Genomic DNA, 21770 nt, shown 5'->3' with positions numbered 1-21770 from the left:
TTTAATAAAAAGGAGTAGGTGAAAATGAACCCAATTTTAGAGTTTATTATTGAATTAGCAAGTAAACCAGCTATATTAGTTGCGCTTATAGTAGTAATTGGTGTTGTAGCTCAAAGAAAATCATATACTGAAGTTATTACAGCAGGAGTGAAAACTTTCGTAGGATTTCTTATCTTAACTTCTGGGGCGGGGATCATTGTCCAAGCATTGGAGCCTTTTGGTGAGATGTTTACAACGGCCTTCAGTATGCAGGGTGTTGTACCTAGTCAAGAAGCGGCGGTATCTCTTGCATTACAAGAATATGGAACACCCACAGCACTCATTATGCTATTGGGGATGGTTATGAACGTTTTGGCTGCTCGATTTACTAAATATAAATATATTTATTTAACAGGACATGCAACATTGAATATGTCCGCGATGGTTGCGGTGATCTTAGCGGTTGCTGGATTTAGTGGCATATCATTGATTTTAGTAGGTGGGGTAGTTGTAGGGTTAATTAATACGATTTCTCCAGCACTACTTCAAAAATATATTCCAATCATTACTCGTGGTAATGATGGTATCGCACTTGGGCATACAGGAGGTCTTGGCTATTGGATCAGTGCCTTAGTAGGACATCTTGTAGGTAACAAAGAAAAATCAACAGAAGATATTGATTTTCCAAAATGGCTTTCATTTTTCAGAGATTCAACGGTATCTATTGCAGTTACTATGGCACTCATTTATATTATTTTGGCCATTGCTTCGGGTTCCGAGTATGTCACGACTAACTTAAGTGATGGTGGCAATGCCATTATCTATTCTTTAATGATGTCTGGTACATTTGCTGCTGGGGTCTACATTATTTTACAAGGTGTCCGTATGATTATCGCTGAAATTGTTCCTGCCTTTAAAGGAATTTCAGAACGTATTGTTCCAGATGCTAAGCCAGCGATTGACGTTCCCGTTGTATTCCCATATGCACCGAATGCGGTATTAATTGGATTTTTAACGAGTTTGCTTGGCGGATTAGTAAGTATGATGATCATGATCTTCACAGGTTCAACCGTTATTATTCCAGGTGTAACCCCTCATTTCTTTACAGGGGCAGCAGCGGGTGTCTTCGGTAATGCAACTGGTGGCGTGCGTGGGGCAGTGGCAGGATCATTTATTAATGGCGTTGTCATGAGCTTCTTGTCATTGAGTTTAATGTCTTTAATGGGAGATATGGGATTTGCCAATACAACATTTGGCGATATTGATAATGGAGTAGTAGGAATTATATTTGGAAATTTAGGAAAAGCTGGAGGACAAATGGCAATAGTCATTGGATTAGCAGCTATTATTGTCATCTTCTTATTATTACAAAATGTAATCACTAAGTCAGATGCTAAAGCAGAGTAAAGGATAAATGGAATGTCAATATATGATACCATTTGTATTTCATATTAATTTTATTAAAGTGTGGAATGATTTTACTTTTATGCAAAAAGGAGTAGACAAATGAAAATATCTCCATCATTAATGTGTATGGACTTAACTCAATTTCATTCACAATTAAAATTTTTAGATGCTCATGCACATTCATATCATGTTGATATTATGGATGGGCATTATGTAGATAATATAACACTGTCTCCATGGTTTGTTGAACAAGTAAAAAAAATAAGTCATCTACCCGTTGAAGTTCATTTGATGGTTGAACATCCAACAAAAATCTTAAATCAACTGCTTGAGCTACACGTGGAGATGATACAGTTTCATGCAGACACAATTACTAGAGATGCCTTTAGAATCGCAGAAATTTTGGAAAATAAAAATTGCAAATTTTCAGTAGTTTTAAATCCATCTGAAAGTGTCGAAATGATTAAGCCATATATATTTAAATTAGATAAAGTGGTGGTAATGTCTGTAGATCCAGGGTTTGCGGGACAGTCTTTTATTCCCCATAGTCTAGATAAAGTAGATGATCTTATTAATTTAAGACAGGAGAAAAAGTTGCATTTTGAGATTGAAATTGATGGATCAGTAAATGAAAGAAATATTTCAACGATCAGCAAATATCCTTTTGATAGTCTCATTGTTGGAAGTAGTGGTTTGTTCAACTTAGATGATGATATTGAAAAATCGTGGCAAAAGATGGTTGCTTATATGGCTAAAGAAAATATTGTCATCGAATAATAAACCGAAAATTTTTAGGATCACAGATGTATTATTTATCTTATTTATGCCATAACAATCGTTAAATCTTATCGTGTATTTGAGGATAAGGAAATAGAATTTAATTAGTAATATATGACTGATATGAATTTGAATAGTCTAGTGTGGGATTAAGATTAAATCATAATAAGAGTGGGGGAGTATTGATCTTGAAAGAGCTAAAAATGTTTTCTAATCAGATTAGATATACAATCATGGATGAATTAGAATGTGCTGGCTTTGGACATTATGGTGGAAGTTTATCAATAGTAGAATTATTAGCCGTTTTATATGGTGAAGTTATAGATGCGACCCCAGAAAATGTAAATAATATAGATAGAGACTATGTTGTTTTATCTAAAGGGCATTCAGGGCCAGGATTATATGCAACATTAGCATTAAAAGGATTCTTTCCAATGGATTGGTTAAAAACATTGAATAAAAATGGTACGAATTTACCCTCCCATCCTGACAAAAATCTGACGCCCGGTGTTGATGTAACAACTGGTTCGTTGGGGCAAGGAGTTTCCGTTGCAACTGGAATTGCATATGGGAAAAAAGCTATTCATTCAAAAGGTAATGTCTTTGCTATCGTTGGGGATGGCGAGCTTAATGAGGGACAGGCATGGGAAGCCATTCAATTTGCTAGTGCTAAAAAACTCGATAACTTTATTCTATATATTGATTGGAATAAAAAGCAAAATGATGGATGGTCGGATGAAGTAAGTAAGTCAGGTACCTTTGAAGAAAAATTAAATTCATTTGGTTTCTTTACACAAATGGTTGATGGTGCAAGTGTTGAAGAAATATTGAGTGCGACCCATAAGGCGCTACGTGTGCATGACCGCCCAGCATGTATTGTTTTAAATACAACAAAAGGTCAAGGCATTAAATTTTTAGAGAACATGGAAAATAACCATCATATTAGACCGGATGAATCAATGATGAAAGAGTTGAAAAAAGCAAAAGAAGAATTAAAAGCATTACTGGACTAATTTTTGAAGGAGAGTACATAATGTCTGCTGAGGAACTAAAAAAAGTATATACAGATACAGTGGTAGATTTGGCATTAGAAAATGATGATGTTTTTGTTGTAGAATCTGACTTATCTGCTTCAATTGGTACATGGAGTAGACGTGATGAACTTAAAGAAAAGTTTGTAAATGTAGGAATAATGGAGGCACAAGGCGTTGGAGTCAGTGCTGGTTTATCAACTATAAATTTATATCCTTTTTATCACACGTTTGCTGCATTTGCTACGAGACGGGTCTTTGATCAACTCATGGTATCGTTAGCATACTCCAAAAACTATGGCACAATCTTAGGTTCAGATCCAGGAATTTGTGCAGTGACTAATGGTGGGACACATATGTGTTTTGAAGATTTAGCATTAGTAACAGCTATACCGAACATTGTAGTTTACGATGTTAGCGAACCTATTCAGATGAGAGAAATTTTGAAAGATAATTATAATAAAAAACAACTTTCATATATTCGATCCTCTAGAAAAGCATTCAGTAATAAATTGGATGATGCGGATTTTAATTTAGAGCAAGGTTATTCTCTTCTGAAAAAGGGTAATGATTTAACTATTTTTGTTTCGGGAATATTATGTGAAGATGCATTAGAAGCGGCCAACGCTTTAGATGCAGAAGGATATTCAGTGGAAGTGATAGAATTATTTCGGATCAAGCCAGTTAATGAAGATATCATTATTAATGCAGCTAAAAAGGGACCTATTGTGACTTTAGATAACCATAATATTAATGGTGGTTTAGGAAGTGCTGTAGCAAATGTGGTTTCTGAAAAATATCCGCAGATTGTTAAAAAGATAGGTGTTCAAGATAAATTTGGTCAGGTAGGCACTATCCCATATTTAAAAGAACAATATGGTCTAACAGCTAAACATATTATTATGAGATGTAAAGAACTTTTAGTTGATTAATAATGAAAATATGATTTTACAAATCGAAATTCGTCAATAAGCACTAATAAAACCGAGGCGTTATGCCTCGGTTTTTTGTGTGAAATATAATGGTTGTGTCTCTTTTTTTGACAACAAATTGCGATTAAATAAGAGATTTTAAAAGGATTTTTAAAGGGATAAAGGTTAGAAAAATGTCATATGATAACGGTTGCATTTCTAATATTTAAAATATATAATTTTCGTGTTATAACATAATAGATGGTGTTATATAATAATTTAAGCGGAGATGAGGCGATGAGTAAGATTGTTGTTGTGGGCAGTCTGAATATGGATACAGTAGTTTATGCGGAGTCACTTCCTCAAGTGGGTGAGACGATTATTGGAACTGATGTGCAGCACATTCCCGGTGGTAAGGGTGCCAATCAAGCATATGCGGTAGGCAAACTTGGGGGATCGGTGGCCATGATTGGTGCGATAGGAGCAGATGATCATGGACGTGCATTGAAGAAAAATCTTGAAAGTGTGGGTGTGAACACTGAAGGCATTATTGAAAAATGTGATGTGCCAACAGGGAATGCTTTTATTGAAGTGAATCAGCAAGGGGAAAACCACATTATTGTCATACCAGGGGCGAATTATTGTCTAACAAAAGAAGATATTGATCAGCATCTTGCACTTATTAAAAATTGTGAAGTGGTTATGATGCAGCTGGAAATTCCGCTAGATGTGGTGCATTATGTCAAAGAAGTGGCGAAGTCCTTCGGTAAGAAAGTGATTATTGATCCTGCGCCTGCACAGAGTGGTCTGGATCTTGAGTTCTTTTCTGATGTCGATGTGATGAAGCCGAATGAGACAGAACTTGCGACATTAACGGGCACAAGCGATCCCGTAATCTGCGATGGTCCATTGGCGAAATGTCAGCAGTTGCTTGAAGCGGCACAACAAATTATACAAAAAGGCGTAAAACAGTTGCTCGTAACAGTGGGCCCAAGAGGTGGGCTTCTTATTGCAAAAGATGCGGTAATGTCATTTGCAGGGGTATCGGTCGATTCAGTCGATACTACGGCTGCAGGAGATAGTTTTTTGGCAGCATATGTGGTGGCTTTGACAGAAGGCAAAGAAGAAACAGAAGCGCTAGAATTTGCACGTTTTGCTTCGGCACTTGTTGTGACGAAAGCGGGAGCGCAGTCTTCTATCCCGACAGCTGAAGAAGTTTTGAAATTTAAGGAAGAATGGGTGAAAAAAACGGATGAAAAGAAAAATAATCATTGACTGTGATCCAGGAGTGGATGATGCATTAGCGATTTTGTTGGCGCTGAATCATCCAGAAATTGAAGTAGAAGCGCTCTGTTCAGTGACGGGGAATGGCTTAATTGAACATACAACGGCGAATGCTTTAAAAATATTAAAGCTTTGCGGTAGAGAAGATATTCCAGTATATCGCGGATGTAATGAGTCGCTTTCGCAAGAAGTTCCTGAAACGGTTGATGCTTTTGGGGATGATGGACTTGGTGGTTACGCTCATCTTGTTGAGACAACGCAGCAACCTGAACAAGAGCATGCAGTTGATTTTCTTGTACGTTATGCACGCGAGCATTCTGGGGAATTTACCTTATTTATTATCGGACCATGTACGAATATTGCACAAGCTTTGCGTAAAGATCCAGAATTTGTTCATCATGTTAAAGAAGTTTTGATTATGGGAGGTACCAAAGGGTTCGGCAATGCTAGTCCAGTAGCTGAATATAATTTCTGGGCAGATGCTCAAGCAGCCCAAGAGGTACTTGCGGCAGGCTTCAAAAAAGTAACGATGATTGGTTTGAATGTTACGCACCCTATTGCACTTGAAGCAGATATTCGCGAGATGCTACGCATTTTTGCTACTGATCTATCGACATTCATCTACAAAATAACACAAGTAGGTGTCGATGAAGCGTGGCAGTCTGCTGGGCGTCTGGTGGCACCAATGCATGATGTTTTGACCGTTGCTTATTTTATCGATCCGACATTATTGGAAGTTATCCCGGCGCATATTGATGTTGTCACTGAAGGCATTGCTGAGGGAGAGTCAGTGGTGGACTTATATGGTAAGTATCATCAGGGGCAATGCAATGCACATTATGCTGCAACTGTGGATGTTGCACGTTTTAATGAATTATTCTTGACCACTGTTTTTCCTGAATTCAAAGATGAAATCATTCAATATATAAAAGAAAATAAATAATAAGGAGCAAATCAAATGACACAGACAAATTCTCAAATGAAAAAAACAAAAAATACTGAAACTTTTTCAATGATGGTTATTTTGCTTATTCCAATTGCGATTGCCATTAATGTGGTAGGTGCTCAATTAACATCTTTATTAAAACTTCCAGTTGATTTAGATATGATTGGTGTTATTCTTGTTGGTGCACTTGCGGGTCCTATTCCTGCAGCGCTTGCGGGATTGTTGACGAACTTGGTGAATGGAGTATTAGATCCTACATGGCTTCCATATATTCCAGTAGCAATGTGTATCGGAATTGCAGCAGGACTTCTTGCAAAATATAATATGATGAATACTTTTTGGAAAATTTGTGTATCAGGTTTAGTGATTGCTATCGTGGCAACTGTTACTGCGACACCTGTTACTGTCTTTGCTTTTGGTGGAATTACTGGGGGCGCAAGTAGCGTATTCATTACGGGATTAATGGCTTCTGGTAAGAAAATTGTAGAGTCTGTTTTGTCTGTATATATCTTTACTGAAACAATCGGAAAATTAATTTCTGTACTCGTTGCATATTTAATCATTCGCGTCATTCCTACACGTACTGTCACAAAATACAAATATGGCATGAATTATATTTCAAAAAATTAAACAAAGGAGAAAGATATGGGAGAAATTACTCTACCCAAAAATCGAATCACAACATTATATCCGCTCACTAAATGTGCTTTTTCCTTATTGATTGTTCTTGTTGCAATTACGACGTTCAATATCTATGGGAAATTGGCAATTCTTGCAGCAATCAATCTTTTAGCCGCACTAAGTGGTGTATGGCAACTGTTTAACCAACGATTATTTAAGTCAGTGGGAATCTTAATCGTACTCATTACCTTGCTCCAGACTTTTTTCTATCCAGGTCATGATGTGTTATTTGCGCTTGGGCGATTTACGGCAACGCGCGAAGGACTGACTTTTGCATTGAAATTGGGGCTTAACTTAGCGAATATCGGGGGCGCCATTATTTGGTTATTTACGGTAACAACTGAAAAAGATTTCGTGTTAGCCCTTGAAAAACAAGGCATGAGCGCCAAAGCATCTTATGTCGTGCTTTCGACATTGCAAATGGTCCCCGTCCTAAAAAAACAATCGCAATTAATTATGAAAGCGCAAAGTGCACGCGGGGTCGAAACGGAAGGGAATGTGTTCGTGCGCGCAAAAGCCTTTGTTCCGACATTAATTCCACTTGTTTTAAGTTCCATTCAAGGAACAGAAGAGCGTGCGCTCACTTTGGAAGCACGCGGTTTCTCGCTGGATCGCCCAAAAACATATTATTATGATATTCATCCAGAACCGCGCGATAAGATGCTAGTTACGGCGACAGGCATTTTAGCGGTGGCTTATGTGATTGGAAAGGTTGTGTATTGGTTATGGGTTTAATTGATTTAAAAAATGTAACATACACCTATCCATTAGCGGATGAACCAAGCATTAAAGATTTCACCTATTCATTTGAGCAAGGGAAATTCTACGCTATCCTCGGTGCAAATGAAAGTGGTAAGACGACCTTGTGCAATATTATTCGTGGTTTTATTCCTGATTTTTTTCAAGGGGAATTAACAGGAGAGGTGCTTTTCAATCAAGAGCCACTCAGCCATTATACATTAAGTGAATTGGCTCCTTATATGGGCTATGTATTCCAGAACCCTTTCAACCAGATTACGGGTGCACGTGATAATGTTTTTGAAGAGATTGCTTATGGACTTGAAAATCTAGGAGTGGCTAAGGGCGATATCGAAAAACAAGTCAAAGACATTATGGAAATGACAAATATCATGTCACTGGCGGATAAGAATCCATTTGAACTTTCAGGTGGGCAGCAGCAGCGTGTGGCATTTGCTTCAATTTTAGCGTTATCACCAGATATTTTTATTATTGATGAGCCAACTTCTCAGCTAGATCCTCAGGAAAGTGAGCGCATTTTTGACATTATTCATCAGTTGAAAAATGCAGGCAAGACAATTATTTTGGTTGAGCATAAGATCGAGTTAATTTCGGAATATGCAGATGAGGTCCTTGTTCTTGAAGAGGGTCGCCTCATATGTTCAGGTAAAAAACATGATGTGTTGTCTGATATCTCACTCAAAGAGCGCCAAATTGACTTACCTGAGACAACGCTCTTGGCGGATGCTTTACGAAAAGCAGGCTACAATATCCCAGAGAAATTGATAACGAAGGAAGAAATGAAAGCAGCATTGATGGCACATATTAAGGGGGTCAGTCAATGAGTTTAATTGAATTTAACGATGTGAGTTTTTCTTACCCTAACGGTTTTTTGGCCGTTGATCAGGTGAGTTTTACCATTGAATCTGGCGAAAATGTTGCCATTGTTGGGCAAAATGGTGCTGGCAAAACGACTACTGTCAAGATGATTAATGGTTTGATTAAGCCGACATCTGGAAAAGTATATGTCAATGGAAAAGATACTGCTGATTATACAACAGCAACACTTAGTCGCGAAGCTGGTTATGTCTTTCAAAACCCTGATGACCAAATCTTCCATAATACAGTTCGAAAAGAAATTGAATATGGTCCGCGAATGCTAGGGTTTGATGAAGAGAAAGTTCAAGATTTGACACAACAAGCTGCACATTTGGCGCGAGTGGAAGATTATTTAGAGGAGAATCCTTATAACTTGCCACTTTCGGTGCGCAAATTCGTAACCATTGCTTCTGTTTTAGCGATGGATACTGAAATATTAATTTTTGATGAGCCTACTGCAGGTCAAGATGTTGCAGGGCTAGAGACATTACAACATTTGCTTCAGCAGCTGCAAGCTATGGGAAAAACTGCCATTACTATTACACATGATATGGATTTTGTGAAAACTAATTTCAAAAAAATATTTGTTATGGCAAACAAAAAACTACTGCGTCAAGTGTCGCCTAAAGCGCTATTCCAAGATCGTCAATTGCTAGAACAGGCGATGTTAACGCAGCCATTTATTATGCAACTGGCTGAAGAAATTGGATTAGAAGATGACATTTTAACAATTGAAGACTTTGTCCATGCATTTTCAAAAAACTATTAATTCTAAGTTCAAAAAAACCGATCCGCAATGGATCGGTTTTTTGTTGAATAGGAGTTGCAATAAATGACTTATAAATTTATAGTAAAGTTAAGAAGAAATCGGAGGACAAAAAATGAAATTGCCACGAATGTTTGAAGAAAAATATAAAAAATTATTAGGTGATGAAGCACCTGCCTTTTTTGCTGCATTGACGGAAGAATCTGTTCAAAAAGGATTTCGGATTAATCCACTTCGCAAAGGGGCGGAGATTTTTGGACAAGAAGCGGATCCAATTCCTTGGACACATGTTGGTTATTATGGAGAAGTTGATGGAAAATCTCCTGCTTATCAATCAGGTGCTCTCTACAGTCAAGAACCAAGCGCCATGTATCCAGCAGAAGCTGCGCAAGTGAAGCCAGGAGATTGGGTGCTTGATTTGTGTGCTGCTCCTGGTGGAAAAGCAACCCAACTTGCGGGAGCATTGGGTTCTAGCGGCATTTTGGTAGCGAATGAGATTCATCCAAAACGTGCGAAGATTTTAAGTGAGAATATTGAGCGTGCTGGCATCCAAAATGCACTCGTTACACAACATGCTCCAGAAGAATTGAGTGAGAGATTTCTTCAAGCGTTTGATGTGGTAGTCGTTGATGCCCCTTGTTCAGGAGAAGGAATGTTTCGCAAAGATGCGGTTGCTATTGCACAGTGGAATGTAGATCTAGTAGAGGAATGCGAGGCACGTCAACGTCATATTTTGAGCGAGAGCTTACGAATGTTAAAACCAGGTGGACGCTTAGTTTACTCGACTTGTACCTTTTCCCCAGAAGAAAATGAAAAAATACTTGCTTGGTTGCTTGCTAGTCATGATGAGATGCACATGGTGCCGCAAACGTTGGTCGGTGGGATGCAACCTGCACGTCCAGAGTGGGCCGATGGTAATGAAGCCATTAGTCAAGCAGTTCGCTTCTGGCCACATCATGTTAAGGGTGAAGGGCATTTCGTGGCAGTACTAGAAAAAAGTCGCGACATTCCAGCGATTCATGCTCCAATAAAAAAAGTTATACCAACAAAACTCTCACCTGAACAGGCTGCATTGTGGGAACAATTTCAAGCAGATACATTTTGTGAGACCGTACCAGGTATACCCTATCTGATTGGAGATCATCTACATTTAGTGCCTGCACAGATGCCTGATTTTTCGCATTTGAATATTTTGCGTAGTGGGGTGCATGCGGGAGAATTTAAGAAAAATCGTTTTGAACCGAATCATGCGTTGGCACTTGCTTATTCACCGCAGATGTATCGCGATCCAATTGAGATGAATTTTCAGCAATATCGCCGCTATGTTCAAGGTTTGTCGCTAGAAATTGATGAAGAATATGCAGGATTTAAGCAGGTATGCATTCAGAATTTGCCCTTAGGGTGGGTGAAAGCTGTTCAAGGGACGGCAAAGAATTTCTTCCCGAAAGGCTTGCGTTTCCAATTCCCATTTTATTAAGTGATAAGGAGTAATTAATGTGTGCAAAGTGGGCCTTGAATATAAATGTTGCGCTCACTTTCAGCAATTTATTGCACTTTGTCCAACTTCGCTTTACAATAGATGAAAATTGAAAGGGGACGATATTATGCCACATTTAGGCATTGTTGCAGCGGAAACAATGACAGATTTTCGTATTTTATTTGCAGGGATTGTTATTTTATTAGTAATTTTATTAGTGGCTAGCTTTGTAACGCGTAATAATCGAACGGGTATAAGCTTTGCAACGAATATAACGAGTGCACTTATTCTTATGATAATTGCTATATTGACGATGGTGACGGAAAATCGCATGCTTGTTCTGACCGATTTAAAGGGTGATCGTCTGACATTTTATATGTTCCTTGCCAGTGTCATTTTAGGCATTGCCAATCCCATCCTATATAAAATTATGCACAAACGTTCGCGCTCTCGCCGTTACCGCTTCTAATAAAAAAATGCTTTGATCTTTTAGGATCAAAGCATTTTTTTATTTTTGCGCCGATAATTGATGAATCCAAAAAGTAGACAGCCACTTAAAATAATGGCTCCGATGACTACTTTTCGCAGAGGGATGGCAGAATTTTTTGTGACGGATGATAGATTATTATTTGAAGTGATAGGGATGGCATCACTTTCGTCAAATGGTGCAAATAGTCCAAAAGTGCTTGCTAGAGAAGTTGTCTGGAGTTGCCAATAATTTTCAGAAAGTTGTGCATCACTTTCTTCCCACTGCATATCATCACTTTTGGTATAAAGCCGGTAGTCGGATGTGTCATCATCAAAATAAAAATGAAAGGTAAAAGGTTGTTCAAATTGAGTAACTTCTGTCCCCATCTCCAAAATTTTGAATTGATAGGCATAGGCTGCTTTTGTTGGAATATTTTGGGTATCAGCTAGCTGGTAATCAATGAGATAATCTGATGCGTTCAAATTATCGGGCGGAATCCGCCATTCAAACGTATCATGCAATAAAAGAAGCGCAATGCCCCTGCTCCGTATCTTAGTAGTTTGTTCTTTTGACAGTTGCAGCCGCATGGTTTGTTCTTCTTGTCCACCCATATCAATGAATAAGACGCCGCCCTCTTTTACTTGCGCGATAGCATCATCTTCAAATTGTGCAGTGCCCTCTATTATTTGAGGGACAACTGTAATATAAGTATGTGTTGTATTTTCTTTTTTGCTTTCTTCATATGTTGAAATATCTTGTTCTTTTTCGCCTAATGCACGTGCCACTCGTTTTTGAACGTGGCGGTCATTGGAGAGGCTATGATCATTGGTTGATTGGTTTTGTTCTTCTTTCTTTTCTTTTTCAGATTCATTATTTTTCTGAGGGTCATTAGCCTCGTCATCTGATTCAACAGAAGCCACGACACCCTCAGATAAGAAGCCTGCTAAACCATAACCATAAAGTTCGCGTGAGCCGAGATCATATGCCCCTTCATGAAGCATATCGCGAATAGTATCGGCATTTGTCCCGAATTTTTGCATGAGCAATGCAGCAAGTCCCGCAACATGTGGAGCAGCTTGTGATGAGCCACTCATGACAACATAAGGATAGCCATAAGGACTATCTGGTGTTGAAAGACCTGTAATACCTACGCCAGGTGCAGCAAGTTCATTTTCTGCGCCATAAATGATGTCGCCAGCAGGGTTCATATTAGCATCGACACTGGAGACGGCGATTACTTCAGGATATGCTGCAGGATATTGAATGAGGGCACCCCCATTTCCAGCGGCTGCGACAATTAAGGCACCAGCCTGTTGTGCATATAAAACGGCATCGTGCAAATTACTATCATTGGCAACAACACCTGAGCTGATGAGGATAATATTCATTCCCATATCCGCTGCTAAACGAATACCGCTAGCTAAGTTACTGACATCTGTGAGTGGTTCACCATGTTCCCCTACTTCTTCTTTATGATACACTTTGATGCCATAAATGCTTGCTTCAGGGGCTACGCCAGGATATGGTGCAGAAGCATGTGCCCCAATAATTCCTGCAACATGGGTACCATGACCAGTGTGATCATTTGTCCATGCATCATCTTCAAATAAGGACTGACCACCAGCAAATGTCATATCAGGATGCTCTGTAAAAAATCCTGTATCCAATACACCAATCGAAATGCCTGCCCCTGTTAGACCTTCTTGGCGGGCAGCTCCGAGGTTCATTAAGTTGTGATTCCATTGTGGCAAGCTCAGCGTATCGTCAAAGACTTCCTGTCTTCCAGCAGTTGTTGCCGTTATTTGTGGTGTAGCAATAGAGGACTCATCAGAAGGAGCCGCCACTGCTGGTGTAACATTTGAAATATTTGGCATGATAGTTACTAAGATTAGAGCGAATGTTGTGATGCTCGACACTAGAATGCGGTTGAATTTCTTCATGAAAAGTCCTCCTCTCACTTATTTGATACAATTGTAACATATAAATGCAGATTTTGAAACAGTTTTGTAATATAAAGGCGACATTTTTGTAAAATAATCGTAAAAAAAGAGTAAAATCTAGCCATTTGACATAATCAAAATAATTGCAAGTATAAAATACCTCCCTTAAAATAGATAATGTAAGATAAATTAATAAGTAAAGGATGATAAGTGATGGTTAATAAAGATAATGTAAAAGGAAAAGTAAATGAAGTAGCTGGCAAAGTAACAGGCGATAAAGGCCAAGAAGCAAAAGGAAAAGCACAAGATCTTTTTGGTAAATTAAAAGACAAAGCTTCCGAACTTGGCAAAGATGTTGAACATGCTTTTGAACATGCAAAAGATGAAGCTGAAAAAGCAGGCAACGAAATGAAAAATAAAGCACATGAATTAAAAGATGATGCTGAAAGAAAAGCACATGAATTAAAAGACGATGCTGAAAAAGTTGTTGATGATGTAAAAAAATCAATGGATAAATAAGTAAAATAATAGCACGTGCCATCTTAGATGGTGCGTGCTTTTTTTTATAAGTGCTAAAAATTAACCTTTCCTTATAAACTTTTCATTCATGACGTGCTAAGATGAGAGCAAATATATAAAAGAAGGTGATGGTTTTGAAAATATTAATCGCTGATGACGACCGCGAAATTGTCGACTTATTAGAAATTTATGTACACAATGAAGGTTATGAAACGATCAAAGCATATGACGGGGCACAAGCATTAAAAGCTTTTGAAAATAATCAACCAGATGTGATGATTTTAGATGTGATGATGCCTGAGATGGATGGTTTTGAAGTGGCAGCAAAAGTTCGCGAAACTTCACAAGTGCCGATTCTTATGCTAAGCGCTAAAACAAGTGATATTGACAAAATAAAAGGATTAACGCGTGGTGCGGACGATTATGTGGTCAAGCCATTCAATCCTTTGGAAGTGATGGCACGTGTGAAATCGCTGCTACGTCGCAGTGCTTATCATGTGGAGCGCGAAAATGATGCAAATGAAATAGAAATTAATTCCTTAATCATCCGCAAAGATCGTCACGAAGTTGAGACAAAAGAAGGAGAGTTAATTCATCTGACGGCGATTGAATTTGGGATATTATATTTGTTAGCCTCTTCTCCAGGACGTGTCTATAGTGCAGAAGATATTTTTAAAAGTGTATGGGAACAAGAAATGCTCGTCCCTTCAAAAACTGTAATGGTTCATGTTAGTCATTTACGTGACAAGCTTGAAAAAGTAACAGGACAAAAAATTGTCGAAACGGTCTGGGGCGTAGGCTATAAGGTAAATCCTGATTAGAGTATAACTTTTATTGAATACAAGTGTTGGGAAGCGGTATGCTTTTCTTTACTTATTGTATAGGAAGTATTTTTGAATATATGCAAATAATACTATGAAAATAAATGATGAGTCATTATAATTTTTTTGAAATGAGGTGGTCTCTTGAAACTGACAACACGCGAAAAAATGCAGCTATTTGGGGAAGCATTAATTACGATGGGGCTGATTGTGCTCGTTTATTTTGCAACTTATCAAATTATTCGTTGGTATATTAGCAGTCAACCTTTCCCTGAAGTAGAAGTTTGGGTGCTGGGTGACTTAATGGTCATGGTGCGTGATAATAATATTTTCTCGATTCCGCCGATTCTTTATGTCTTTTCGTTAATTCCTGCATTGTTTTTTGTGTATTGGCGGCTGCACCGACGTTATCGCTTATATGAATTGAATCATATTATTGAAGAGTTGCATTATATTGCCGAGGGCCATTATACTCACCGCATTCGCGGAGAATTCGATAAAGAGTTGCAAGATGTGGTGGATAGTATCCATTTGTTAGTAGATTCAACGGTGGCAGCTATGGAAGAAGAGCGGCGCGTTGAACAGACAAAAGACGAACTTATCACGAATGTCAGTCATGATATTCGAACGCCACTCACTTCGGTTATTGGATATTTGGAACTGATCGAAAAAAGCCGCTATCATTCGGCAGATGAAGCGTTACAATATGTACATACAGCTTATAAAAAAGCGCAGCAAATGAAATTTTTAGTAGATGATTTATTTGAATATACAACGGTTAGCCGTGGCACGCATCAGCTCCAGATGCATGCATTTGATATGATCCAGCTACTGGAGCAGTTACAAATTGATTTTCAAATTGAACTCGATAAAAAAGCGATGGCTATTGAATTGAAATCTGCAACCGATCATTTGGTAATGGTCGGCGATGCGAATCGCTTAGTGCGTGTATTTAATAATTTGTTTTCAAATGCTCTCAAATATGGAAAGTCTCACACGACCATATTAGTTGAAATAGAAGTAACACAACAAGAAGAGGGTGAAATGGTCACCATCCGCGTTTCAAATGAAGGAAAAGGAATTTCTGAACGGGGTTTGCGCCATGTATTTGATCGCTTTTATCGAGAAGATAGTGCACGCAGTCAAACGGGAGAAAGTACGGGATTAGGACTGGCGATTGCCAAAAGCATCGTGCTAGCCCATCGTGGCAGTATCTCGGTAACCTCAAATAAAAAAATAACAACCTTTACAATCCAATTGCCACGCGCTCAAAAAGAAGAGTAAATTGATATACAGTTCCATCAAAAGTATGAATGCGAATTCATTTAAAGTGTGGTATGATAAACACAATTATAATGAAAAATATTATGGAATAAGAGGAAGAGAGATTACATGAAGAAAAATAAATTCTTGAAAAAGGCTATGATAACAACGGCAGCGGCAGCTATTTTAGCACCTATAGCCGCAACAGGTGTAAAGGCAGCACCATTAAGTGTAGATGGTGAGAATGCCTTGTTAGCAGATGCGAAAACGGGTCAGATTTTATTTACGCAAAATGCAGACAGCCCGCACGCCATTGCTTCTATGACGAAGATGTTGGTGGAATATATTATTCATGAAGAGATTGCGCATGGAAATATTACATGGGAAAAGCAAATTTCTCCAAGTGAATATGCAGTAGCTATCAGTCAAAATTATGAACTGTCCAATGTCCCATTAGCAACGAGCGAAAAATATACTATTCAAGAATTATATGAAGCTATGGCGATTTATTCGGCAAATGGGGCCACAATTGCTCTAGCTGAAGCGATCGAAAATACTGAGCCGCAATTCGTAGATCGCATGAATGAGCTTTTGAAATCTTGGGGCATAACAGATGCTAAAATCTATAACACTACTGGACTTAACAATGAAGATTTGCAAGGACATCATTATCCAGGATCAGCAGCGGATGCTGAAAATGAAATGTCAGCACGTAGCATGGCCACTGTTGCATATCATGTATTAAATGATTATCCAGAAGTGTTGCAAGTTTCAAGTGTGCCAGAAAAAACATTCCGCCCAGGTACTTCAGATGAGATTGAAATGCTCAACTGGAACTGGATGTTGCCAGATTTACCATTTGAATATCCAGGAGTTGATGGATTGAAGACGGGAACGACCAATAAAGCCGGTGCTAACTTTACCGGAACCGTCTTGCACAATGATCGCCGCTTATTATCTGTCATTATGGGTGCTGGAGATGGTGTGGAGAACAATGGACAGCGCTTTATCGAAACACGCCGCATGTTTGATTATGGCTTTGAACAATTTGTTGCGGTGAAAGCAGTTCAAGAAGGCCAACAATTTAGCGAATTCAAAACGATCCCTGTCACAGATGGGAAAGAACGTGAAGTCGATGTAGTGGCAGAAGATGGTTTTGATTATTTAGTAGCTGCTGCGACAGTTGGAAATGAATCTTTCACTTATGAAGTGCAGTGGAATGAAGAGGCACTCGAATCTGATGGCAGCGTAAAAGCACCATTTGAAGCAGGAACAGAAGTTGGGAAAGTGATTATTCACTTAGATGGCGAAGAAAATGGTGAGGGTTCAGAATTTATCGGCACTCAAAGTGGAAAAGGTGAAGTACGCCTTGTAACAAAAAATTCGATGGAAGAAGCAGGTTTCTTCCTAAAAGCTTGGAATAGCGTACGTAATTTCTTTAGCCGTTTATTCTCTCGTTTTTAAAATAAAAAAATAGAAGCTGCAGTCAAGTATTTTAAAAGACTGCAGCTTTTTATTTTGTGCCTTGGGATTTATATAGAAAAAAATGAAGAGATTTGCTATCCTATTATTGAAGACAAAAAAGGAAGTGTAACTATGATTGATATCAAAAAGATCCGAGAAAATGCAGAAGCTGTTCAAGAAAATCTAAGTCATCGCGGTGTAGAAGCTGAAACGATTGCTGAATTAAAAATGCTAGACGAAAAACGACGCGAACTTATCCAAAAATCAGAACAATTGAAAAAAGAACGCAATGAAATGTCGGCTTTAATTGCTGAAAAAAAACGAAATCGTGAGTCGGCAGATGATGTAATTGCTCGAATGCAAAATGTAGGTGCTGAGATTAAAGCCATTGATGCACAATTGGAAGAAGTGAGCGAAAAAACAGACTACATCGCCACGCGCCTGCCAAATATGACACATGAATCGGTGCCTGTCGGCGTTGATGAGAATGATAATCAAGAAGTTGCCCGCTGGGGAGATGAATTTTTAAAGCGTGTCATTGAAAATCCTAAGCCTCACTGGGAAGTGGGCGAGAATTTAGATATTTTAGATTTTGAACGTGGCGCAAAAGTTGCTCATCGACGTTTTGTTTATTATAAGGGACTCGGCGCACGACTGGAGCGTGCCGTTTATAATTTTATGCTCGACTTGCATACTGAAAAGCATGGCTATCGTGAAATGATTACGCCATATCTGGTCAATGATCAGGCGATGTTTGGGACAGGTCAATTCCCTAAATTTAAAGAAGATGTCTTTGAGATTGATCATGAGAATTTGACCATGATTCCAACGTCAGAAGTGCCGCTGACGAATTATCATAGCGGTGAGATCCTAGATGAAGCAGATTTGCCTCTTAAATTTACAGCACTTAGTCCATGTTTCCGTTCTGAAGCTGGAAGTGCTGGGCGTGATACGCGAGGATTAATTCGTTTGCATCAATTCAATAAAGTTGAATTAGTAAAAATTTCGTATCCTGATCACTCATATGAAGATTTAGAAGCGTTGACGTCAGATGCTGAGCAGGTGTTGCAGTTGCTTGAGCTACCTTATCGCAAATTAGTATTGTGTACAGGAGATACAGGCTTCTCAGCTGCTAAGACATATGATTTGGAAGTGTGGATTCCTGCACAGAATACATATCGCGAGATTAGTTCATGCTCAAATACAGAAAGTTTCCAAGCACGTCGCGCCATGATTCGTTATCGCGATAGTGAAGGGCATGTTGATTATGTTCATACATTGAATGGTTCTGGACTGGCAGTAGGAAGAACGGTTGCTGCTATTTTAGAGAATTATCAGCAAGAAGATGGTAGTGTTATTATTCCAGAAGCTCTCGTACCTTATATGAATGGCGTACGCAAAATTACAAAAGCCTAAAATATTTTTTTGAAAAAGCCAAACTCTTTTTCAAATGAGGAATTTTTCGCATTTTGAAAAAGAGTTTTTTGTTGTTGCAATGCAATGAAGAAGCGCAAGATATTATGAGTGAGATGGTATCGCTAGGTCTTATGCGTTCATTAAAATATCTCGGCATTAATAATAAGAAGAATTGGTGTCAGAATATCTGTAGCAGAGGCACAAAAAATCTAAAAGAAACCCGTAAAAGAGTCTTGAAAAATATTTTATAACGTCTTATAATGATAAAGTGCTTAAAAATATGAACGCTTGCATGGTAGGCATATTAATTTTGTCAATATTTTTCAAAAAAGTTCTTGACAAAAATTAATGCATTCGTTATGCTATAAAAGCTGTTTCTTATTTTTGTCAGTACGGTGACGATCGCAAGAAGGTACCACCTGTTCCCATCCCGAACACAGTCGTTAAGCTTCTGAGCGCCGAGGATAGTGAGGGGTTTCCCCTTGTGAAAGCCGGACGTTGCCGAACTAGGAGGTTTAGCTCAGTTGGGAGAGCACCTGCCTTACAAGCAGGGGGTCACTGGTTCGAGCCCAGTAACCTCCATTAAAAATTCTCGGGCCATTAGCTCAGTCGGTAGAGCATTTGACTTTTAATCAAAGGGTCGCAGGTTCGATTCCTGCATGGCTCATTGAGATTTTATTAAAAGAACACTTGAGTTTTTAATTTTGTTCTTATATAATTGAATATGCGGTTCAATTAAATGATTGCACCTTTATACATGTATCATATTATATCTTATGGTCCACATATATGCGGAAGTAGTTCAGTGGTAGAACACTACCTTGCCAAGGTAGGGGTCGCGGGTTCAAGTCCCGTCTTCCGCTCTCTCGACATTATCGAGTGTTGCCGGGGTGGCGGAATAGGTAGACGCACAGGACTTAAAATCCTGCGGGGAGTGGATCCCCGTACCGGTTCGATTCCGGTCCTCGGTATTTAAATATATAATATGCGCCCTTAGCTCAACTGGATAGAGTACCTGACTACGAATCAGGCGGTTAGAGGTTCGACTCCTCTAGGGCGCGTCTTTTTTTGCAAATGCCGGGAAGTAGCTCAGTTTGGCAGAGCACCTGGTTTGGGACCAGGGGGTCGCAGGTTCAATTCCTGTCTTCCCGATTAATGGCGGCGTAGCTCAGCTGGCTAGAGCGTACGGTTCATACCCGTGAGGTCGTGGGTTCGATCCCCTCCGCCGCTATTTTTAATCACATTAAGCGGACCTTTAGCTCAGTTGGTTAGAGCAGATGGCTCATAACCGTCCGGTCGCTGGTTCGAATCCAGCAAGGTCCATTGGATAAAACAAGTAAGCACCACATACTTGGCTATTATAATAAGAAAAACATATGGCCCCGTAGTGTAGCGGTTTACCACGCCTGCCTGTCACGCAGGAGATCGCCGGTTCAAATCCGGTCGGGGTCGTTTTATTCTTTTTATAATATGCGGGTGTAGTTTAGTGGTAAAACTACAGCCTTCCAAGCTGTTGTCGCGAGTTCGATTCTCGTCACCCGCTTTTTATATATTTCGGGCCTGTAGCTCAGTTGGTTAGAGCGCACCCCTGATAAGGGTGAGGTCGGTGGTTCGAATCCATTCAGGCCCATGGCAATAAAAAGCATTCATACGGCCCCTTGGTCAAGCGGTTAAGACATCGCCCTTTCACGGCGGTATCACGGGTTCGAATCCCGTAGGGGTCATTAAAAAATGGAGGAATACCCAAGTCTGGCTGAAGGGACCGGTCTTGAAAACCGGAAGGCGTGTAAAAGCGTGCGGGGGTTCAAATCCCTCTTCCTCCTTTATATAATATAATTATCGCGGAGTGGAGCAGTTGGCAGCTCGTCAGGCTCATAACCTGAAGGCCGTAGGTTCAAGTCCTACCTCCGCAATGAGGCCCCGTAGTGTAGCGGTTTACCACGCCTGCCTGTCACGCAGGAGATCGCCGGTTCAAATCCGGTCGGGGTCGTTGGCCCGGTAGCTCAGTTGGTAGAGCAACGGATTGAAGCTCCGTGTGTCGGCAGTTCAACTCTGTCCCGGGCCATTTCATTCATGAATAAATATCAGGTGGGATAGCGAAGTGGCCAAACGCAGCGGACTGTAAATCCGCCCTCATCGAGTTCGAAGGTTCAAATCCTTCTCCCACCATTAAAACGGCTATGCAATAGGGGTATAGTTTAATGGCAAAACAGCGGTCTCCAAAACCGTTGATGTGGGTTCGACTCCTGCTACCCCTGTGGGCAACATTTTAATAATATGGCGGTTGTGGCGAAGGGGTTAACGCACCGGATTGTGGCTCCGGCACTCGTGGGTTCGATTCCCATCAGCCGCCCTCTTATTGGGCTATAGCCAAGCGGTAAGGCAACGGGTTTTGGTCCCGTCATTCCTAGGTTCGAATCCTAGTAGCCCAGTCTTAATTTAATAAAGGCGCGGTAGCCAAGTGGTAAGGCCGAGGTCTGCAAAACCTCTATCGTCGGTTCAAATCCGATCCGTGCCTCTACTATGTAATGAAAACAGTTTGGATACCAGCTGCTTCAAAAATTATGCCGATGTGGCGGAATAGGCAGACGCGTTGGACTCAAAATCCAATGCCCGTTAGGGCGTATCGGTTCGACCCCGATCATCGGTATTTATTACTTAATTTATTCTTGACAATCAATTCAAGAAGATGTTATAGTAATAAACGTGCTTGAAAGTTAAGTACGCAGGCATAGATCTTTGAAAACTGAACAAAGTAATACAACCAAATTGTGCAAGGGTCTTTTGAATATTCCATTCATTAGACACCAACCAAAACCAAAACATTAATTTTGAGCAATCAAACCTTTGGGATGAACAGTGTTCATCCCCTCATTAAAAATTGAGAGTTTGATCCTGGCTCAGGACGAACGCTGGCGGCATGCCTAATACATGCAAGTCGAACGATGAACTCTCTGCTTGCAGAGAGGGATGAGTGGCGGACGGGTGAGTAACACGTGGGA

18 protein-coding genes, 22 tRNA genes and 2 rRNA genes are annotated in these 21770 nt (G+C 39.6%); 41 read left to right on the top strand and 1 reads right to left on the bottom strand.

Annotated features, from left to right (window positions below; translation table 11 throughout):
- Positions 1-24: 24 nt before the first annotated feature.
- From C231_RS0102080 to C231_RS0102025, 12 genes are all read left to right on the top strand, one after another.
- Positions 25-1386: a PTS ascorbate transporter subunit IIC gene (locus C231_RS0102080; protein WP_018658986.1), complete on the top strand. Its 1362-nt coding sequence runs from the start codon at positions 25-27 to the stop codon at positions 1384-1386.
- Positions 1387-1485: 99 nt separating this feature from the next.
- Complete coding sequence (gene alsE, locus C231_RS0102075; protein ID WP_018658985.1) at positions 1486-2163, top strand: D-allulose 6-phosphate 3-epimerase; 678 nt, start codon at positions 1486-1488, stop codon at positions 2161-2163.
- A 188-nt stretch (positions 2164-2351) separates the two neighbouring features.
- Positions 2352-3176 (top strand): transketolase, encoded by an 825-nt coding sequence (locus tag C231_RS0102070; protein ID WP_018658984.1) that lies wholly within the window; start codon positions 2352-2354, stop codon positions 3174-3176.
- A 20-nt stretch (positions 3177-3196) separates the two neighbouring features.
- Positions 3197-4126 (top strand): transketolase family protein, encoded by a 930-nt coding sequence (locus C231_RS0102065; protein ID WP_018658983.1) that lies wholly within the window; start codon positions 3197-3199, stop codon positions 4124-4126.
- 276 nt (positions 4127-4402) lie between these two features.
- Entirely contained in the window at positions 4403-5380 is a 978-nt protein-coding gene (gene rbsK / locus C231_RS0102060; RefSeq protein ID WP_018658982.1) for a ribokinase, read from the top strand.
- Positions 5358-6332, top strand: coding sequence for a nucleoside hydrolase (locus C231_RS0102055; protein ID WP_018658981.1), 975 nt, complete (start codon positions 5358-5360; stop codon positions 6330-6332). Before rbsK ends, C231_RS0102055 begins: the two co-directional genes overlap by 23 nt.
- 15 nt (positions 6333-6347) lie before the next feature.
- Positions 6348-6965 (top strand): ECF transporter S component, encoded by a 618-nt coding sequence (locus C231_RS0102050; RefSeq protein ID WP_018658980.1) that lies wholly within the window; start codon positions 6348-6350, stop codon positions 6963-6965.
- Positions 6966-6980: 15 nt separating this feature from the next.
- The gene (locus C231_RS0102045; protein WP_018658979.1) at positions 6981-7751 is read left to right on the top strand and encodes an energy-coupling factor transporter transmembrane component T; all 771 of its coding nucleotides are present in this window, start codon (positions 6981-6983) and stop codon (positions 7749-7751) included.
- Positions 7742-8599, top strand: a complete 858-nt coding sequence (locus tag C231_RS0102040; protein WP_018658977.1) for an energy-coupling factor ABC transporter ATP-binding protein — start codon at positions 7742-7744, stop codon at positions 8597-8599. Before C231_RS0102045 ends, C231_RS0102040 begins: the two co-directional genes overlap by 10 nt.
- Positions 8596-9402, top strand: a complete 807-nt coding sequence (locus tag C231_RS0102035; protein WP_018658975.1) for an energy-coupling factor ABC transporter ATP-binding protein — start codon at positions 8596-8598, stop codon at positions 9400-9402. The genes C231_RS0102040 and C231_RS0102035 overlap by 4 nt, the downstream gene beginning before the upstream one ends.
- A gap of 112 nt (positions 9403-9514) precedes the next feature.
- Positions 9515-10876 carry an RsmB/NOP family class I SAM-dependent RNA methyltransferase gene (locus C231_RS0102030; RefSeq protein WP_018658973.1) on the top strand — a complete coding sequence of 454 codons (1362 nt, stop codon included), beginning with the start codon at positions 9515-9517 and terminating at the stop codon, positions 10874-10876.
- Positions 10877-11003: 127 nt separating this feature from the next.
- Positions 11004-11345, top strand: coding sequence for a hypothetical protein (locus C231_RS0102025; protein WP_018658971.1), 342 nt, complete (start codon positions 11004-11006; stop codon positions 11343-11345).
- A 26-nt stretch (positions 11346-11371) separates the two neighbouring features.
- Here C231_RS0102025 and C231_RS08170 read toward each other — a convergent pair whose 3' ends face one another.
- Positions 11372-13285, bottom strand: coding sequence for a S8 family serine peptidase (locus C231_RS08170; protein ID WP_018658970.1), 1914 nt, complete (start codon positions 13283-13285; stop codon positions 11372-11374).
- A gap of 213 nt (positions 13286-13498) precedes the next feature.
- Here C231_RS08170 and C231_RS07590 point away from each other — a divergent pair, with 213 nt between their 5' ends.
- The 29 genes from C231_RS07590 to C231_RS0101875 form a co-directional block, all read left to right on the top strand.
- Positions 13499-13804, top strand: coding sequence for a CsbD family protein (locus C231_RS07590; protein ID WP_018658969.1), 306 nt, complete (start codon positions 13499-13501; stop codon positions 13802-13804).
- A 128-nt stretch (positions 13805-13932) separates the two neighbouring features.
- Positions 13933-14625 carry a response regulator transcription factor gene (locus C231_RS0102010; RefSeq protein ID WP_425386743.1) on the top strand — a complete coding sequence of 231 codons (693 nt, stop codon included), beginning with the start codon at positions 13933-13935 and terminating at the stop codon, positions 14623-14625.
- Between the two features lie 144 nt (positions 14626-14769).
- Positions 14770-15909 (top strand): sensor histidine kinase, encoded by a 1140-nt coding sequence (locus tag C231_RS0102005; protein WP_018658967.1) that lies wholly within the window; start codon positions 14770-14772, stop codon positions 15907-15909.
- A gap of 108 nt (positions 15910-16017) precedes the next feature.
- The gene (locus C231_RS07585; protein ID WP_018658966.1) at positions 16018-17352 is read left to right on the top strand and encodes a serine hydrolase; all 1335 of its coding nucleotides are present in this window, start codon (positions 16018-16020) and stop codon (positions 17350-17352) included.
- 132 nt (positions 17353-17484) lie between these two features.
- Positions 17485-18768, top strand: coding sequence for a serine--tRNA ligase (gene serS / locus C231_RS0101995; RefSeq protein ID WP_018658965.1), 1284 nt, complete (start codon positions 17485-17487; stop codon positions 18766-18768).
- 391 nt (positions 18769-19159) lie between these two features.
- Positions 19160-19275 (top strand): 5S ribosomal RNA (gene rrf / locus C231_RS0101990).
- Positions 19276-19277: 2 nt separating this feature from the next.
- Positions 19278-19350 (top strand) — tRNA-Val (locus C231_RS0101985).
- Between the two features lie 12 nt (positions 19351-19362).
- Positions 19363-19435, top strand: a tRNA-Lys gene (locus C231_RS0101980).
- Positions 19436-19559: 124 nt separating this feature from the next.
- Positions 19560-19631: transfer RNA gene (locus tag C231_RS0101975), tRNA-Gly, on the top strand.
- Between the two features lie 21 nt (positions 19632-19652).
- Positions 19653-19739 (top strand) — tRNA-Leu (locus C231_RS0101970).
- Positions 19740-19755: 16 nt separating this feature from the next.
- Positions 19756-19829, top strand: a tRNA-Arg gene (locus C231_RS0101965).
- 17 nt (positions 19830-19846) lie between these two features.
- Positions 19847-19920: transfer RNA gene (locus tag C231_RS0101960), tRNA-Pro, on the top strand.
- A gap of 5 nt (positions 19921-19925) precedes the next feature.
- Positions 19926-19999 (top strand) — tRNA-Met (locus C231_RS0101955).
- 18 nt (positions 20000-20017) lie between these two features.
- Positions 20018-20091 (top strand) — tRNA-Ile (locus C231_RS0101950).
- A 55-nt stretch (positions 20092-20146) separates the two neighbouring features.
- Positions 20147-20220 (top strand) — tRNA-Asp (locus tag C231_RS0101945).
- A 20-nt stretch (positions 20221-20240) separates the two neighbouring features.
- Positions 20241-20311: transfer RNA gene (locus C231_RS0101940), tRNA-Gly, on the top strand.
- A 13-nt stretch (positions 20312-20324) separates the two neighbouring features.
- Positions 20325-20398, top strand: a tRNA-Ile gene (locus C231_RS0101935).
- Positions 20399-20420: 22 nt separating this feature from the next.
- Positions 20421-20492: transfer RNA gene (locus C231_RS0101930), tRNA-Glu, on the top strand.
- A gap of 9 nt (positions 20493-20501) precedes the next feature.
- A tRNA-Ser gene (locus C231_RS0101925) sits at positions 20502-20591 on the top strand.
- 17 nt (positions 20592-20608) lie between these two features.
- Positions 20609-20681: transfer RNA gene (locus C231_RS0101920), tRNA-Met, on the top strand.
- A gap of 3 nt (positions 20682-20684) precedes the next feature.
- Positions 20685-20758: transfer RNA gene (locus C231_RS0101915), tRNA-Asp, on the top strand.
- Positions 20759-20760: 2 nt separating this feature from the next.
- Positions 20761-20833: transfer RNA gene (locus C231_RS0101910), tRNA-Phe, on the top strand.
- Positions 20834-20855: 22 nt separating this feature from the next.
- Positions 20856-20937: transfer RNA gene (locus tag C231_RS0101905), tRNA-Tyr, on the top strand.
- Positions 20938-20955: 18 nt separating this feature from the next.
- A tRNA-Trp gene (locus C231_RS0101900) sits at positions 20956-21026 on the top strand.
- Positions 21027-21048: 22 nt separating this feature from the next.
- A tRNA-His gene (locus C231_RS0101895) sits at positions 21049-21121 on the top strand.
- Between the two features lie 7 nt (positions 21122-21128).
- A tRNA-Gln gene (locus C231_RS0101890) sits at positions 21129-21200 on the top strand.
- A 15-nt stretch (positions 21201-21215) separates the two neighbouring features.
- Positions 21216-21286: transfer RNA gene (locus C231_RS0101885), tRNA-Cys, on the top strand.
- A gap of 48 nt (positions 21287-21334) precedes the next feature.
- A tRNA-Leu gene (locus tag C231_RS0101880) sits at positions 21335-21418 on the top strand.
- 227 nt (positions 21419-21645) lie between these two features.
- Positions 21646-21770: ribosomal RNA gene (locus tag C231_RS0101875) — 16S ribosomal RNA — on the top strand; the annotation flags it as partial.

It is taken from the genome of Allofustis seminis DSM 15817 (assembly GCF_000374325.1).
Lineage (GTDB): Bacteria > Bacillota > Bacilli > Lactobacillales > Carnobacteriaceae_A > Allofustis > Allofustis seminis.
The sequence above is the reverse complement of the archived record's forward strand: the minus strand, read 5'-3'. Positions and strand labels throughout refer to the sequence as shown.